At 75.0% G+C, this 14343-nt stretch carries 16 protein-coding genes and 1 pseudogene; 9 read left to right on the forward strand and 8 right to left on the reverse strand.

Features of this window, described 5'->3' with window-relative positions; translation table 11 throughout:
• Nucleotides 1-82 precede the first annotated feature (82 nt).
• Nucleotides 83-748 (forward strand): lipoyl(octanoyl) transferase LipB, encoded by a 666-nt coding sequence (lipB, locus tag G9H71_RS01615; RefSeq protein WP_166276821.1) that lies wholly within the window; start codon nucleotides 83-85, stop codon nucleotides 746-748.
• 22 nt (nucleotides 749-770) lie between these two features.
• Here the strand turns inward: lipB and G9H71_RS25410 are convergent.
• Nucleotides 771-1374, reverse strand: a pseudogene (locus G9H71_RS25410) (DinB family protein).
• Between the two features lie 77 nt (nucleotides 1375-1451).
• Complete coding sequence (locus G9H71_RS01625; protein ID WP_166276824.1) at nucleotides 1452-2384, reverse strand: LLM class F420-dependent oxidoreductase; 933 nt, start codon at nucleotides 2382-2384, stop codon at nucleotides 1452-1454.
• Nucleotides 2385-2489: 105 nt separating this feature from the next.
• On the opposite strand from G9H71_RS01625, the gene lipA reads away from it, so the two are divergent.
• From lipA to G9H71_RS01645, 4 genes are all read left to right on the forward strand, one after another.
• On the forward strand, nucleotides 2490-3431 hold the full coding sequence (gene lipA, locus G9H71_RS01630) for a lipoyl synthase (RefSeq protein WP_166276827.1): 942 nt from the start codon (nucleotides 2490-2492) through the stop codon (nucleotides 3429-3431).
• Nucleotides 3432-3541: 110 nt separating this feature from the next.
• Complete coding sequence (locus G9H71_RS01635) at nucleotides 3542-3700, forward strand: hypothetical protein (RefSeq protein WP_166276830.1); 159 nt, start codon at nucleotides 3542-3544, stop codon at nucleotides 3698-3700.
• 55 nt (nucleotides 3701-3755) lie between these two features.
• Nucleotides 3756-4457, forward strand: a complete 702-nt coding sequence (locus G9H71_RS01640) for a DUF4191 domain-containing protein (RefSeq protein ID WP_166276833.1) — start codon at nucleotides 3756-3758, stop codon at nucleotides 4455-4457.
• 94 nt (nucleotides 4458-4551) lie between these two features.
• Nucleotides 4552-5610 (forward strand): NAD-dependent epimerase/dehydratase family protein, encoded by a 1059-nt coding sequence (locus tag G9H71_RS01645; RefSeq protein ID WP_166276836.1) that lies wholly within the window; start codon nucleotides 4552-4554, stop codon nucleotides 5608-5610.
• On the opposite strand, the gene G9H71_RS01650 is transcribed toward G9H71_RS01645, so the two are convergent.
• Nucleotides 5573-5992 (reverse strand): hypothetical protein, encoded by a 420-nt coding sequence (locus G9H71_RS01650; protein ID WP_166276839.1) that lies wholly within the window; start codon nucleotides 5990-5992, stop codon nucleotides 5573-5575. The two genes, G9H71_RS01645 and G9H71_RS01650, sit on opposite strands and share 38 nt — an antisense overlap.
• A 44-nt stretch (nucleotides 5993-6036) precedes the next feature.
• Nucleotides 6037-7206 carry a molybdopterin-dependent oxidoreductase gene (locus G9H71_RS01655; protein WP_166276843.1) on the reverse strand — a complete coding sequence of 390 codons (1170 nt, stop codon included), beginning with the start codon at nucleotides 7204-7206 and terminating at the stop codon, nucleotides 6037-6039.
• A gap of 112 nt (nucleotides 7207-7318) precedes the next feature.
• Here G9H71_RS01655 and G9H71_RS01660 point away from each other — a divergent pair, with 112 nt between their 5' ends.
• On the forward strand, nucleotides 7319-8659 hold the full coding sequence (locus tag G9H71_RS01660; protein WP_331272674.1) for a glycosyltransferase family 87 protein: 1341 nt from the start codon (nucleotides 7319-7321) through the stop codon (nucleotides 8657-8659).
• Here the strand turns inward: G9H71_RS01660 and G9H71_RS01665 are convergent.
• From G9H71_RS01665 to G9H71_RS01680, 4 genes are read right to left on the reverse strand one after another with little or no spacing between them, the layout of a single operon-like run.
• Nucleotides 8583-9368, reverse strand: a complete 786-nt coding sequence (locus G9H71_RS01665) for an S-methyl-5'-thioadenosine phosphorylase (RefSeq protein ID WP_407939667.1) — start codon at nucleotides 9366-9368, stop codon at nucleotides 8583-8585. The genes G9H71_RS01660 and G9H71_RS01665 overlap by 77 nt on opposite strands.
• 31 nt (nucleotides 9369-9399) lie before the next feature.
• The gene (locus G9H71_RS01670) at nucleotides 9400-10065 is read right to left on the reverse strand and encodes a class I SAM-dependent DNA methyltransferase (protein WP_166276849.1); all 666 of its coding nucleotides are present in this window, start codon (nucleotides 10063-10065) and stop codon (nucleotides 9400-9402) included.
• Nucleotides 10062-10751, reverse strand: coding sequence for a TIGR04282 family arsenosugar biosynthesis glycosyltransferase (locus G9H71_RS01675; protein ID WP_166276852.1), 690 nt, complete (start codon nucleotides 10749-10751; stop codon nucleotides 10062-10064). Before G9H71_RS01675 ends, G9H71_RS01670 begins: the two co-directional genes overlap by 4 nt.
• The gene (locus tag G9H71_RS01680) at nucleotides 10748-11407 is read right to left on the reverse strand and encodes a glycosyltransferase family 2 protein (protein ID WP_331272675.1); all 660 of its coding nucleotides are present in this window, start codon (nucleotides 11405-11407) and stop codon (nucleotides 10748-10750) included. Before G9H71_RS01680 ends, G9H71_RS01675 begins: the two co-directional genes overlap by 4 nt.
• 115 nt (nucleotides 11408-11522) lie before the next feature.
• Between G9H71_RS01680 and G9H71_RS01685 the strand changes: the two genes are divergently transcribed.
• The 3 genes from G9H71_RS01685 (at nucleotide 11523) to G9H71_RS01695 (ending at nucleotide 14313) form a co-directional block, all read left to right on the forward strand.
• The gene (locus tag G9H71_RS01685; RefSeq protein ID WP_166276859.1) at nucleotides 11523-12275 is read left to right on the forward strand and encodes a response regulator transcription factor; all 753 of its coding nucleotides are present in this window, start codon (nucleotides 11523-11525) and stop codon (nucleotides 12273-12275) included.
• On the forward strand, nucleotides 12272-13441 hold the full coding sequence (locus tag G9H71_RS01690; protein WP_196791515.1) for a sensor histidine kinase: 1170 nt from the start codon (nucleotides 12272-12274) through the stop codon (nucleotides 13439-13441). The genes G9H71_RS01685 and G9H71_RS01690 overlap by 4 nt, the downstream gene beginning before the upstream one ends.
• 113 nt (nucleotides 13442-13554) lie before the next feature.
• Nucleotides 13555-14313, forward strand: a complete 759-nt coding sequence (locus G9H71_RS01695; RefSeq protein WP_166276862.1) for a VOC family protein — start codon at nucleotides 13555-13557, stop codon at nucleotides 14311-14313.
• The last annotated feature ends 30 nt before the right edge of the window (nucleotides 14314-14343 follow it).

A 14343-nucleotide genomic window follows, 5' to 3' on the forward strand; every position in this document is an offset into this window, starting at 1 on the left:
AGAACGGTGATCCGGCGCACTAGGGAAAACGCCCTATTGCTCCGGAGGCCCGGCACGGCGGTGCCGGACGTACTCTGCAGACGTGTCTGACCCCCTCCGACTCATCCGTGCCGGCCACGTGGGATTCGAGGAGGCCTGGGACATGCAGCGGCAGCTGCACGCGGCCCGGGTCGCGGACGAGGCGCCGGACACGGTGCTGCTCGTCGAGCACGACTCCGTCTACACCGCGGGCCGGCGCACGGCGTGGTACGACCGCCCGACCGACGGCACGGAGGTCGTCGAGGTCGACCGTGGCGGGCGCATCACCTGGCACGGGCCCGGCCAGCTCGTGGGCTATCCGATCCTGCGGCTGCCCGACCCCATCGACGTCGTCGCCCACGTGCGGCGGGTCGAAGAGGTCGTGATCCGGGCGTGCGCGGACTTCGGCCTCGCCACCGACCGCGTCGACGGACGCAGCGGGGTCTGGGTGCTCGGCGCCCCCGGCGAGCAGGACCGCAAGGTCGCCGCCATCGGCTGCCGGGTCGCGCGCGGCGTCACCATGCACGGCTTCGCGCTCAACTGCGACAGCGACCTCTCGGCCTTCGACCGGATCGTGCCCTGCGGGATCACGGACGCCGGGGTGACGTCGCTGACCCGCGAGCTCGGGCGCCGGGTGACCCTCGAGGAGGCGCTCCCGGTCGTGGAGCGACACCTGGTCGAGGTCTTCGCACTGCCGGCGGCCGCGCTGACGTCGTCCGCCACGGCCTGAGCCCAGAAAGCAGCGCACTCACTCACGAGCGTGCCGCCTCCGGCTCGGCCGCCCACGGCGTGACCCAGTCGCTCGCGGGCCACCCCTCGAGGCCGGCCAGCAGCTCGATCGCGTTCGCGCCGTCGACCGCCTCCCGCACGATGTCGGCGTGCCCGGCGTGCCGCCGTCTCCTGGATCAGGTGGAGCAGCACCCAGCGCACGGACCAGGCGTCCACGTCGTCGGGGAACCACGGCACGCCCTTCGGCACCGGCACCGGCCGGTCGAGGCTCTCCTCCGCACGGACCAGCCGCTCGGTCTCGGCGGCCACCGCGGCGTACCTGTCGAGGACCTGGGCGAGCGTCTCGTGGGCGCCGAGCCGGAAGCCGTCGTCGTACGACGCGGCCGCCGCCTCCATGTCGTCGTCGGCCTGCTGCGGCTGCCCGAGCATCGTGCGCATCCAGCCGCTCTCCATGTCGGCCAGGTGCTTGACCAGCCCTCCCACGCTCAACGTGCTCGGCGTGGGGGCAAGCCGGGCCTGCTCGTCGGTCAGCCCGAAGCAGGCTGCGCGCAGGTAGAGCCGCTGCTGCGCCAGGAAGGCGAGCAGCCCGTCGCGCTCGTCGCTGACCGGGCGGACGTTTCCGGGCATCGGGGCCTCCTTCGTCGGGGATGACGGAAGCCTCCTCGCCCAAGCGGTCAGATCCTGTCCGCTGCGCAGGTAGGTTCTCAGCGGACCCGCGGCATCACCTTCGACGCGACGAGCTCCAGGTGGTCCAGGTCGCCCAGGTCCAGGACCTGCAGGTAGGCGCGGGCAGCCCCTGCCGCCGCGAACCCCTCCAGCTTCGCGACCACTTCGTCCGGCGTCCCGGCCAGGCCGTTCTCGCGCAGCTCCGCGGGCTCTCGCCCGATCGCGGCGGCGCGGCGGCGTACCTCCTCCTCGTCCCGGCCCACGCAGAGCACCTGCGCGACGGAGTACGTCATCGAGCCCGCGTCGCGGCCGGCGTCAGCGACCGCCTGCCGCACCCGGTCGAACTGCTCGCGCACCTCCGGCAGGTTCGCGAAGGGCATGTTGAACTCGTCGGCATACGCCGCCGCCAGCCGCGGCGTGCGCTTCTTGCCCGCCCCGCCGATGAGCACCGGCGGGCCCGGGCGCTGCGCCGGCTTGGGCAGCGCGGGCGAGTCGACGAGGCGGTAGTGGTCGCCGTCGAAGGAGAACGTCTCGCCCTCCGGCGTGCGCCACAGCCCGGTGATGACCGCGAGCTGCTCCTCGTAGCGGTCGAAGCGCTCCTTCAGCGACGGGAAGGGCAGCCCGTACGCGGTGTGCTCCTCCTCGTACCAGCCGGACCCGAGGCCGAGCTCGACCCGCCCGCCGCTCATCTCGTCGACCTGCGCGACCGAGATCGCGAGCGGGCCGGGGTAGCGGAACGTGGCGGCGGTCATCAGCGTCCCGAGCCGGATCCGCGAGGTCTCGCGGGCGAGCCCGGCGAGCGTGACCCACGCGTCCGTGGGCCCGGGCAGGCCGCTGACGCCGCCCATCTTGAGGTAGTGGTCCGAGCGGAAGAAGGCGTCGAAGCCAAGGTCCTCGGCCGCCTTCGCGACCCGCAGGAGCGTGGAGTAGGTCGCGCCCTGCTGGGGCTCGGTGAAGATGCGCAGGTCCATGGCCGTCGAGCGTAGGCAGCGGCGCGGGCCGATCACCGCCCGGGACCGACGTACGCTGTCCGGGCGGGGTTCTCCCGTGCGGGTCAGGGATCAAGGAGGCGGCGGATGACGGCGGTCGCACCGGACGGGCGCAAGCTGCTCCGACTCGAGGTGCGCAACGCGCAGACGCCGATCGAGAAGAAGCCCTCCTGGATCAAGACGACGCTGCGCACCGGCCCGGAGTTCACCGAGCTCAAGGGCCTGGTCCGGCGCGAGGGGCTGCACACGGTCTGCGAGGAGGCCGGCTGCCCCAACATCTACGAGTGCTGGGAAGACCGCGAGGCGACCTTCCTCATCGGCGGCGACCAGTGCACCCGGCGCTGCGACTTTTGCCAGATCGACACCGGCAAGCCCCAGGCGCTGGACCGGGACGAGCCGCGCCGCGTGGCCGAGTCCGTGCGCACGATGGGGCTCCGCTACGCGACGGTGACCGGCGTGGCCCGCGACGACCAGCCCGACGGCGGGGCGTGGCTCTACGCCGAGACCGTCCGCCAGATCCACGAGCTCGTCCCGGGCACCGGGGTCGAGGTCCTCATCCCGGACTTCAACGGCCTGCCCGACCAGCTCGGCGAGGTCTTCTCCGCCCGCCCCGAGGTGCTCGCGCACAACCTTGAGACGGTGCCGCGCGTCTTCAAGCGCATCCGCCCCGGCTTCCGCTACGAGCGGTCGCTGGACGTGCTGACCCAGGCACGCGCCGCCGGCCTCGTGACGAAGTCGAACCTCATCCTCGGCATGGGCGAGACCCGCGAGGAGGTCGTCGAGGCGCTGCGCGACCTGCACGCTGCCGGCTGCGACCTCGTCACGATCACGCAGTACCTCCGCCCCAGCCCCCGCCACCACCCGGTCGAGCGCTGGGTGAAGCCGGAGGAGTTCGTCGAGCTGGCGGCCGAGGCCGAGGCGATCGGGTTCGCCGGCGTGCTGAGCGGGCCGCTGGTCCGCTCCTCCTACCGCGCCGGGCGGCTCTACGCCCAGGCGCGCGAGCGGCGGGCGGTCCCGGCGCAGCACTGAGCCGCCGGTTCGGACGGCCAACCGGTCCGCTCGTTACCCGGGTGACCGTGACGTCCGTTCTTGCCCTGCTTGTCACCTGGCCGCAACATCGGGCTGCTTGCCTGGACGGCATGACGACGACGACTTCCACGCCGCCGGTCGTAGCCACCACCGGCACCCGGCCCGGCGCCCCGTTCCGGGTCGTGCTCACGACCGCGGTCCGTGCCCTGTCCGCCCGGGCGCCGCAGCAGCGGCCGGCCCTCCTCCTGCACGTGCGCCCGCCGCGCTGACGCTGCGCGCGAACCTGGTCCGACCCAGGCGGCCGGGGACCGTACCCTGTGCGGCATGGCCCGCAGTTCTTCCGAGTCCGCCACGCCCAAGCCCCGCAAGCAGCGCTTCGGGTGGGTGCGCCAGCTTGCGCAGGCCTACAAGCTCACCGCCAAGAACGACTCGCTGATCGGGCTGCTCCTCGCAGCCGTCTTCGTGGTCGTCCTCGCGGTCTTCGTCACGATCGGCCTCTGGGTCGACCACCCGATCTACTTCACCGTCGTCGGCCTGCCGTTCGCCGTGCTCGCGGCGCTCATCGTGTTCGGCCGCCGGGCGCAGAAGGCGGCGTACGCCTCGGCGGAGGGCCAGCCCGGCGCGGCCGCGGCGGTGCTGCAGACGCTCAAGCGCGGCTGGACGGTCACGCCCGGCGTCGCGGTGACGCGCCAGCAGGACATCGTGCACCGCGCGACCGGGCGGGCCGGCGTCGTCCTCGTGGGCGAGGGGGCCCCGGCGCGGCTCGGCCCGCTGCTGGCGCAGGAGCGCAAGAAGCTCGGCCGCGTCGCCCCCGACGTCCCGGTCTACGACTTCCAGGCCGGCCAGGAGGAGGGGCAGCTCAGCCTCCACGAGCTCCAGCGCAAGGTGGCCAAGCTGCCGCGCACCCTCTCCCCCGGCCAGGTCGACGAGATCGAGAAGCGGCTCGCGGCGCTGGGCTCGCTCAACCTGCCGATCCCGAAGGGCCCGCTGCCGCGCAACATGCGGCCTCCGCGCAGCATGCGCTGAGAATTTGGCGCAGCATGCGCTGAGCTGATTACCGAACCCTGACGTCGCGCCGCCCGTACGCATGGGCCGGCCGCGCGGGCGACAGGATCGCGTCATGCGGGTCCTGCTCACCGGCGGTGCCGGGTTCATCGGCTCACACGTCCTCGAGTGCCTCCTCGACGCGGGGCACGAGGTGCGCGTGCTCGACGTGCTGCTCCCCGCCGCGCACGGCCCGGCGGCGAGCCCCCGCCTGCCGCGCGACGTCGAGCTGGTCCGCCGCGACGTACGGGACGCCGATGCCGTGGCGCAGGCGCTGTCCGGCGTCGAGGCCGTCGTGCACCAGGCGGCCATGGTCGGGCTCGGGACCGGGATCGGAGACCTGCCCGACTACGTCGGCGTCAACGACCTCGGCACTGCGGTCCTGTTGACGCAGATGGCGCGCAGCGGGGTGCACCGGCTCGTCCTGGCCAGCTCGATGGTCGTCTACGGCGAGGGGCGCTACAGCTGCGCGGAGCACGGTGACGTGCCGGCTCCCCCACGACGGCCGGAGGACCTCGAGGCCGGGCGGTTCGAGCCGTGCTGCCCGCAGTGCGCGCGCGAGCTGACGCCGGGGCTGGTGTCCGAGGAGGCCCCCGTGGACCCGCGCAACGGCTACGCGGCGACGAAGCTCGCCCAGGAGCAGCTGGCGGCCGTCTGGGCCCGTGAGACCGGCGGCGTCGTCGCGGCGTTGCGCTACCACAACGTCTACGGGCCGAGAATGCCGCGGGACACGCCGTACGCAGGGGTGGCGGCGATCTTCCGGTCGGCGCTAGAGCGGGGCGAGGCACCTCGCGTCTTCGAGGACGGTCGGCAACGGCGCGACTTCGTGGAGGTCGGCGACGTGGCGCGGGCCAACGAGGCGGCGCTCGCATGGACGACGCGTGCTTCCGGAAGTGGGTTGCGTGCGTTCAACATCGGTAGTGGGAGCCCCCGGACGGTCGGGGACATGGCGGGCGAGCTCGCGCGCGCGATCGGCGGCCCGGCGCCGGTCGTCACCGGCGCCTTCCGGCTGGGGGACGTCCGGCACGTCACCGCGTCCAGCGCCCGGGCCGTGGCCGAGCTCGGGTGGTCGGCTCGTGTCCCCTTCGCCGACGGCGTCAGCCGTTTCGCCGTCGCCGCGCTGCGCGGCGGTTGACCTCGACGACGAACGCCGTGAGGACGGTGACGCCGAGGACGAGGGCGAGCGCGGCCGCCAGCCCGCGCGGATAGTCCCGCGGCAGCACCGTCGGGTTCGAGCTCCCCGGCGCCAGCAGGAGCGGCAGGCCGACGAGAGCGAGGACGGCGGCCACCCCGAGCCCGGCCTGCACCACGACCCGCGTGGGCTGGGGCAGCAGGCGGTGGGCAGCGGCGGCCACGGCACAGGCCGTCGGGGCGATCACCAGGTCGTGCACGAGGACCGGGCCCACGAGCCACTTCACGAGGCTGCCGGGCGCCGTCAAGGCGCCACCGGTGCCGACCGACCAGGCGGCGGCCACCATGACGCAGACCCCTGTGCAGCCGAGCAGGAGACGGGCCACGCGGGCAGGCGAGGCCCCGGAGCCCGTGCTCGGCCCGCCGCGCGTCACAGCACCTCCAGCCGCGCGAGCCACTTCGTCTGCAGCACACCCGGCCGGTTCGGGGCGATGAGCCGGGCGGGGAAGCCGTGCTCGAGGTGCAGGGGCTCGCCCTCCAGGTCGAGGGCGACCAGCGTCAGCGGGTCGGCGGCGTGATGCCGCTGCACCAGGGACTCGCGGTAGTTCCCCTCGCGCTCCAGAGACACCGCGCGGACCTCGGCGCCCGCAGGCGCGCCCACCAGCTCGAGCAGGTCCCGCAGCCTCACCCCGCTCCAGCGGCCCGATGCGCTCCACCCCTCGACGCACGCGATGGGGAGCGTCGCTGCGTGCTGGGGCAGCGCCCGCAGCTCCTCCAGCGTCAGGCTGGCCGGGCGCGGCCCGCGCACCTCGAGCCGCCAGCCGGGGTCGAGCGCGGCCCGCTCGACGTGCGCCTGCCTCGACGTGCGGTTCACCGGCAGGCCCTGCGGGCCGACGGAGGGCCGGCGCGGAGCCAGCACCGCGAGCCGCTCCAACGGCGCCACGGTCTGCCCGACCGTGGCGACGGTGACGGCGCCGACCGCGCCCGTGACCCCCCAGAGGAAGCGCCGGCGCGAGAGCGCGTCCTCGCGCGGCTCCGCCGCACGGTGACGCCCGAGCGCTGCGGCGATGACCGGCCACTTCACCGCGAGGTGCAGCAGGACCGCGCCGAGGAGCAGCCACGCGACCTCGTAGTGCGCGGCGGGGAAGAAGAACGCCCACGGGTACCACTGCAGGGTGTTGAGCAGGCCGCTCACCACCTCGAACGAGGCCGCGCCGATGAGCACGAGCACCGACAGCCGTTCTGCGACGTCGCGCACGGTGCGGAACGGCGGCCAGCCGAAGAGCCGCGGATAGACGACCCAAAGCTTCGCCAGCAGCAACGGGATGACGGCGATGCCGGCCGCGACGTGCAGCCCCTGGGTGACGCGGTAGAGCTGGACGGGCCGGCTCGGCCAGGCCTGCCCTCCCGGCGGGTGCTGCACGAAGTGGCTGAACACGCCCGTGACGAGGCAGACGAGCAGCGCCAATCCGAGCGCCCGCCCGACCACCGCGGCGGTGCGCGGCCGGTGGACCGGAGAGCGGAAGAAGCCTTCACGGAAGGGCCCTACGCGCGACGTGTCCGGTGGCGGAGTCAGCGGCAGGTCGATCGGGTTCCGCATCCTTGGACGGTAGGCACGCCCTGGCGTCGTACCGGGGCTGCGCGGCCTTACGGAATCCTGACGTGCGGCGCGCTCCGGCGGTCACGGCCGCCACGGTGGGGACCCTGGGAGGGTGCGGAGAGCACTCGCCTGCCTGAGCCTGCTCGTCGTCGCCATGACGGCGGTCGTGCACATCGGCGTGCCCAACAACGCCCGGTGGCATCTCATCGCCGCGCTCGCCGTCGCCTTCGCCGCGTACCTGCTGGCGCTCGGGGCGCTGCGCCATGTGCCACGCCACGCCGCCGCGGGGGTGGTCCTCGGCGGCGCCGTCGTGCTTCAGGCGGTGGCGCTGACCCAGCCGCCGCGTTCCACGGACGACTTCCTGCGCTACGTCTGGGACGGCCGGGTGCAGGCCGCGGGCATCGACCCCTACCGCTACGCCCCGGTCGACCCCGCGCTCGCCTCGCTGCGCGACCCGTGGCTCTTCCCCGAGCACTGCCGGGAGTCGGCGTGCACCCGGATCAACCACCCGACCGAGCACACGATCTACCCGCCCGTGGCGCAAGCAGCGTTCGTCGCCGTCCACGCGGCGAGCCCGCCGGGGACGCGCGCCGGGCCGCTGCAAGCCGCGGCAGCCCTGTGCGGGCTGCTCGTGACGCTGCTGCTCCTGCGGCTGCTGCGCTCCGCCGGCCGGGACCCGCGGTGGGCCGCGCTCTGGGCGTGGTGCCCGTTGACCGTCTACGAGACGGCGAACAACGCGCACGTCGACGTGCTCGGGGTCGTCCTCGCCGTCGGCGGGCTCGCCCTCGCCGCGCGCCGGCGCTCCGGCTGGGCCGGCGTCGTCCTCGGCCTCGCGGTGGCGGTGAAGGTGCTTCCGGGGCTCGTCGTGCCCGCCGCGGTCCGGCACCGGCCCGTACGCCTCCTCCTCGCGATGCTCGGCACGCTGGTGCTCGTCTACGTGCCGCACGTGCTCGCGGTGGGGACGGGCGTCCTCGGCTTCCTGCCGGGCTACCTGTCGGAGGAGGGCTACTCCGGGGCGACGCGCTGGGCGCTGCTGCGCCTCGTGCTGCCCGACGCGGCGGCGCCGGTGGCCGGGGCGCTGGTGCTGCTCGCCGTCACCGCGTACGTCGTGCTCCGCGGCGACCCCGCGCAGCCGTGGGACGGCGCGCTCCTGGTCACGGGGACCGCGTTCGTGCTGGCCGGCCCACCGTACCCGTGGTACCTCCTGCTGCTCGTCGCCCTCGCGGCCCTGGGCCGGCGCCCGGAGTGGGTGGCGGTGGGCGCCGCCGCGTACCCGGTCTACCTGGCGCCGGCGCTGGGGATGGACCCGGTGCTCACGCAGCGGTGGGCGTACGGGGCGGCGGCGGTCGTCGTCCTCGTCGCCGCCGCCGCGCGCGTCAGGGCAGCGCGTACGGCAGCCGCTGTCCCTCCACCGCAGCCGCGCACGAGCACGTCGGCGCCGACGGCAGGGTGACGACGACGTCGGCCAGGAGCGCGCGCACGCGCTCGACATTGGCCGCCATGACACGGAAGACCTCTTCCTGCGTCACGAAGTCGTCCTCCCCGACGCCCGCGTCGAAGTCCGTGACGAGCGCGATGCCGGTGTAGCAGAGCGCGAGCTCACGGGCGAGCGCCGCTTCCGGCATCGCCGTCATGCCCACGACGTCGCCGCCACTCGCGGCGTGCCAACGGGACTCGGCGCGCGTGGAGAACCGTGGCCCGTTGACCACGACGAGGGTGCCGCCGTCGACAACGTCGTCCCCGCGAAGGCTGCCGGCTGCCAGCACCGCGCGCCGCCCGTCCGGGCAGTACGGGTCGGCGAAGGGGACGTGGACGACGCCGTCGCTGCCGTCGGCGTAGGTGTGCTCACGCCCCCAGGTCCGGTCGATGAGCTGGTCCGGGACGACGAAGCGGCCAGGTGCGAGGTCGGCCCGCAGCGAGCCGACCGCGTACGGCGCGAGGACCTGGCGTACGCCCAGCGCCCGGAGCGCCCAGAGATTGGCCCGGCTCGGCACCCGGTGCGGCGGGAAGCGGTGCCCCGGCCCGTGGCGGGGCAGGAACGCGACCGGCACGCCGCGGACCTCCCCGACCGCGAGCGGCCCGCTCGGGCTCCCGTACGGGGTGTCGGCCTCGACCACGCTCGCGTCGTCCAGGAAGCGGTAGAAGCCCGATCCCCCGATCACGCCGATGTGCGGCACCCGGCCCGCCACAGCCTCAGTCGACATGCGAACCCTCCTTCTCCCATACGACCACGGCCCGCCGGCTCCGGCCGACGGTCCGAACCGAGCGCAGGCGCAGGCCCGCCTGCTCCCCCAGCTGCGCGACGGCGTCGCAGCCAACGGCGGCCCAGCGCAGCGGGCCGCCCACCGTGCCGGAGGCCGTCGACGCCTCCAGCCGGTAGACGGCGCGACGCACGCCGGTCACGGTCGTCGAGACGTCCGCGACGACGCGCCCGCCTGGCCGCAGGAGCTGCGCGCACCGGGCGAGCAGGGCCGTCGGGTCGCCGCCGATGCCGATGTTGCCGTCCGCGAGCAGGATGCAGCCCCAGGCGCCGGTGTCGGGCACGGGCCCGAACACGTCGAGCTGCTCGGCGTACGCGCCGCGGAACCGCGCCAGCGCGACCGCCGCTCCCGACAGGTCGAGGCCGAGGGTAGGCACCCCGCGCGCGACTAGCTCGGCCGCCAGCCGGCCCGGCCCGCACCCCACGTCGAGGACGGGGCCGCCGGTGACGGCGCACGCCTGCAGCAGGTCCTCGTCGGCCGGGCCCGCCGCCTGCATCCAGCGCGCGACCGGCAACGCCAGCTTGTCGGCCCTCGCCCCGCGCACCACGCAGTCGACCCCGTGCAGGAGCGCCTGCTCGTACGCCGCGAGCGCGCTCATCGGCCGGCCGGCGCGGGAAGCGTGCGAGCCGCCTCGGCCACGGCGTGCGCGAACCGCGTGCCCGCGGAGCCGGCGGCGACCGCGACCGCGTCCTCCCAGTGGTCCACGTCGCGGTACGTCGCCAGCAGCCGCGGGGTCACCCCGCCGTCGACGAGGGCGTGCCGCGTCGCCTCCCCGGTGTCGGGCGTGGACATCTCGACGTCGCGGACGAGCGCCATGTCCCGGGCCTCGCGCAGCGCGAGCGCCCACCAGCCCCCGTCCACTGCCGGCCCGAGCGCCGCGGGCGCCGCCCCCAGCGCGGAGGCGGCGTCGAGCAGGGCGTCAGCGCCCGCCTGGGGCGTGTCCATGCCGACGAGCACGAGCGGGCCGCTCGGCACCCCGTCCCGCTGCGCGTTGAGCAGCCGCTCCCCCAGCGCCCCGCCGCGCTGGCGCACCACCCGGAACGCGGTGAACGCCGGCTGCAGCTCGTGCGCACGCACGGCCCGCCGCGGGTCGCCGGCGAGCGCGAGGACCGGCCGCGGCGCCGCGAGCAGGCGAGCGGCTAGGAGCACGTTGTCGAGCGTGTCGAGCAGTGCGGCGGCCGCAATCTCGGCCGCGCTCGTCGGGTGCAGCGGCGGCGACAGCCTCGTCTTCACGGTCCCGGGCACCGGAGCTTTGGCGACGACCATGAGGGCGGGCGCGGTCATCGCAGGGCCGCGGTGAAGTCGACGGCGGCGAGCACCGACCCGCGCAGGGAGCCGCTGACCTTCGACCGCGTCCCGCTCGCCCGCGGGCCGTAGGCGATGTGCACTTCGCTGAACCGCAAACCCTGTTCTGCAGCTCGCCGCAGCAGCTCAACCGGGTAGCCCATCCGGCGGTCGGCGACCCCGAGCGCGAGCAGCGTCTCCCGGGCGGCGAAGCGCATCGGGGCGATGTCGTGGACCGGGGCGCCCCTGCGGCGCAGCCGCGCGGCAGTCAGTGCCGTCCCGGCGCGCGCGTGCCAGGGCCAGGCACGGCCGTGCACGGGCACTCTCCGGCCCACTCCGATGTCCGCCCGGCCGGCCAGGACCGCGGCCGCGACGCGGGCGAGGTCCGAGCCCTCCATCGACCCGTCGGCGTCCATCGTCGCCACCCATCGGCGTGACGCGGCGAGCAGCCCGGCATGGACGGCCGCGCCGTACCCGGGCACGGGCTCGGAGACGACGAGCGCGCCCAGCCTGCGCGCGACCTCGGCCGTCCCGTCCCGCGACCCGTTGTCCACCACGATCGGGCGCCACCCCTGCGGCAGGCCGCGCAAGGCCCTCGGCAGGGCAGCCGCCTCGTCACGGCAGGGCAGGATCACGTCGACGTCGCGGGACTCCACGGCGAGAACCCTCCCCGCCGTGAGGCCCGCTGGGGCCGGACAACGCCTTACGGAACTCTGACGGCTCCTCCGCGTTCGGGCCCGGGGCGGCCCCGGCGGCCCTAGGCTCGGACGCATGCGGGGGCGTGTGCTGGTGGTGGACGACGACGAGACCGTCGCCGGCGTGGTCGTGGACTACCTGCGCCGCGCCGGGTTCGACACGGTCCACGTGACGGACGGGCTGTCCGCGCTCGCGGCCGCCGCACCGACCGCAGGCCCTGCGCCCGACCTCGTCATCCTCGACGTGATGCTGCCCGGGCTCGACGGCATCGAGGTGTGCCGACGGCTGCGGGCGGTCGAGCCGGCGTGCCCGGTCATCATGCTGACCGCCCTCGGCGAGGAGGAGGACCGCGTCCTCGGCCTCGAGGTCGGGGCCGACGACTACGTGACGAAGCCGTTCAGCCCCCGCGAGCTGGTGCTCCGGGTCGAGTCGGTCCTCCGTCGAGCACGCCCGCTGCCCGCGCAGCGCCCCGCCGGCCGGCTCGCCGGCGGGCCGGTCGAGGTGGAGCTCGAAGGCCGGCGCGCGTTCCGCCACGGGGTCGAGCTGGCCCTGACGGTGCGCGAGTTCGACCTCCTCGTCCACCTGCTGAGCCACCCCGACCGCGCCTTCAGCCGCGAGGACCTCCTGCAGCAGGTCTGGGGCTGGACGTTCGGCGACCAGTCGACCGTCACGGTCCACATCCGCCGGCTGCGGGAGAAGGTCGAGAACGACCCGTCCCGCCCGGAGCTCATCCAGACCGTGTGGGGCGTCGGCTACCGGTGGAGCGCCGGCGCGCCCGCGCCGGAGGAGGAGCCGGTGGGCCCCGCCGACGATCTCGCACCGGCGTGAGCGCTCAGTCGGTCGCGGTCCCCGCGGTGCTGGCGGACCCGCTCGCCAACACCTACGTGTGCGTCGCCGTCTACTCCGTCGTCGGCGCGGCGGCCGTCGCGCTCGCCAGCCTCGCGGTGGGGCGCGCGGTCCGGCAGCTCTCGCTCCGGGCGAACCTCGCGCTGGTCGTGCTGACGACCGTGCTGGCCGTCGTCGCCGGGACGGCCTTGGCGGTGCACAAGATGGTGCTCACCCCGGAGCAGATGCGGGTGGTGGTCGTCGTCTGCGCGGTCTCGGGGACCGTCGCGGCGCTGGTCGGGCTCGTCCTGGCACGCGGGGTCGTCCTCGACGCCCGTCGGGTGCGCACCCTCGCCACCTCCCTCGCGGAGGCCCCGGTCCGCCGGCCTGCCGCGCGGCAGCGGCCACTGCGTACCAAAGAGCTGGAGCAGATCGCCGGCGAGCTCGAGCTCAGCGCCGAACGGCTCGCCGAGTCCGCCGCCCGGGAGCGCACGCTCGAGGCCGCCCGGCGTGAGCTCGTGGCGTCGGTGTCGCACGACCTGCGCACGCCGCTCGCCGGGCTGCTCGCGCTCGTCGAGGCGCTCGAGGACGGGCTGGCGGACGACCCCACGCCCTACCTGAAGTCCATCCGGGTCGAGGTCGACTGGCTCTCGCGCATGGTGACGGACCTGTTCGAGCTGTCCCGGCTGCAGGCCGGGAGGGCGACCAGCCGGGCCGACGCGCTGCCCGTGCACGACCTGGTCAGCGACACGATCGCCAGCGCCCAGCCGCTCGCCCAGGGGCTCGGCATCGAGCTCGACGGCACCGCGCCGCCGAGCCTCGTGGTCTCGGGCGACGCGGCGGCCCTGATGCGCGCGCTGGCGAACCTCGTGGCGAACGCGATCCGCTACACCTCGCCCGGAGGGCGCGTCTTCGTCGCGGCCGAGGAGCGGGAGGGCTCGGCGGCGGTCACCGTCTGCGACACCTGCGGCGGGATCCCGGAGGCCCACCTGCCGCGCGTCTTCGACGTCGGCTTCCGCGGGGACTCGGCGCGTACGCCCGGGGCCGACGCCGGCGCCGGGCTGGGCCTGGCCATCGTGAAGGGCATCGCCGAGGCCCACGGCGGCAGCGTCACGGCCTCCAACGTCGAGGGCGGGTGCTGCTTCACGCTGCTGCTCCCGCTGGGGTGACCGCGCCCCCGCGGGACTGCTTCGGTGGCCCACCGAGGGCGTGACGACTGTCAGTGGGCGGTGGCATGGTCGGCACGACCGCGACATCCGGCCGCACCCTCCGAGGAGGAGCTATGCCCACTCGCGACACCCCATGGCCCGCCGGCACGCCCTGCTGGATCGACTACGGCGCCGCCGACCTCGACGCAGCGAAGACGTTCTACGCCGACGTCCTCGGCTGGAGCTACGACGGCGGCTCCGAGTCCGGGGGCTACCTCAACTGCCAGGTCCGGGGGCGCAACGCCGCCGGGATCGCCGCCCAGCAGGACCCCGACGACCCGCCGCGCTGGACGACGTACTTCGCCACGGACGACGCCGCCGCCTCCTGCGCGCGCGTGACCGGGGCCGGCGGCACGGTCATCGTGGAGCCGATGAGCGTCGGCCCGTCCGGCACGATGGCGATGGCCCTGGACCCGCAGGGCAACGTGTTCGGGCTCTGGCAGGGGGCCGCGCACATCGGCGCCCAGATCTACAACGAGCCCGGCTCGCTGGTCTGGAACGAGGCCGCGGTGGACGACCCTGCGGCCGCGCGGGAGTTCTACTCGGCCGTGTTCGGCTTCGGCTGGAACGCGGTCGACGAGCTGCCGGGCTACTGGACGTTCGCCGTCGAGGAGCGCCCGCTCGGCGGTCTCGGCGGCCCGAGCGAGGGCTCGCCGAAGGGCTGGTCGACCTGCTTCTCGGTCAGCTCGACCGACCAGGCCGTCGCGGCCGCCGAGCGCGGCGGCGCCAAGGTCACGCTGCCCGCCGAGGACACGTCGTTCGGCCGTTTCGCCGTGCTGCAGGACCCGTGGGGCGCGAGCTTCTCCGTCATGGCCGAGCCGGGCGAGGGCTGACCCCGCCGCCGCTCCTCGGCGGCGCCAGGG

The organism is Motilibacter deserti (assembly GCF_011250635.1).
Classification (GTDB): Bacteria; Actinomycetota; Actinomycetes; order Motilibacterales; family Motilibacteraceae; genus Motilibacter_A; species Motilibacter_A deserti.

Bases quoted from the DNA above. Each gene is read 5' to 3' on its own strand.
- G9H71_RS01625 (WP_166276824.1), bottom strand. From the start codon at position 2,384: ATGGACCTGCGCATCTTCACCGAGCCCCAGCAGGGCGCGACCTACTCC.
- lipA (WP_166276827.1), top strand. From the start codon at position 2,490: ATGACGGCGGTCGCACCGGACGGGCGCAAGCTGCTCCGACTCGAGGTG.
- G9H71_RS01635 (WP_166276830.1), top strand. From the start codon at position 3,542: ATGACGACGACGACTTCCACGCCGCCGGTCGTAGCCACCACCGGCACC.
- G9H71_RS01640 (WP_166276833.1), top strand. From the start codon at position 3,756: ATGGCCCGCAGTTCTTCCGAGTCCGCCACGCCCAAGCCCCGCAAGCAG.
- G9H71_RS01645 (WP_166276836.1), top strand. From the start codon at position 4,552: ATGCGGGTCCTGCTCACCGGCGGTGCCGGGTTCATCGGCTCACACGTC.
- G9H71_RS01655 (WP_166276843.1), bottom strand. From the start codon at position 7,206: ATGCGGAACCCGATCGACCTGCCGCTGACTCCGCCACCGGACACGTCG.
- G9H71_RS01670 (WP_166276849.1), bottom strand. From the start codon at position 10,065: ATGAGCGCGCTCGCGGCGTACGAGCAGGCGCTCCTGCACGGGGTCGAC.
- G9H71_RS01675 (WP_166276852.1), bottom strand. From the start codon at position 10,751: ATGACCGCGCCCGCCCTCATGGTCGTCGCCAAAGCTCCGGTGCCCGGG.
- G9H71_RS01685 (WP_166276859.1), top strand. From the start codon at position 11,523: ATGCGGGGGCGTGTGCTGGTGGTGGACGACGACGAGACCGTCGCCGGC.
- G9H71_RS01695 (WP_166276862.1), top strand. From the start codon at position 13,555: ATGCCCACTCGCGACACCCCATGGCCCGCCGGCACGCCCTGCTGGATC.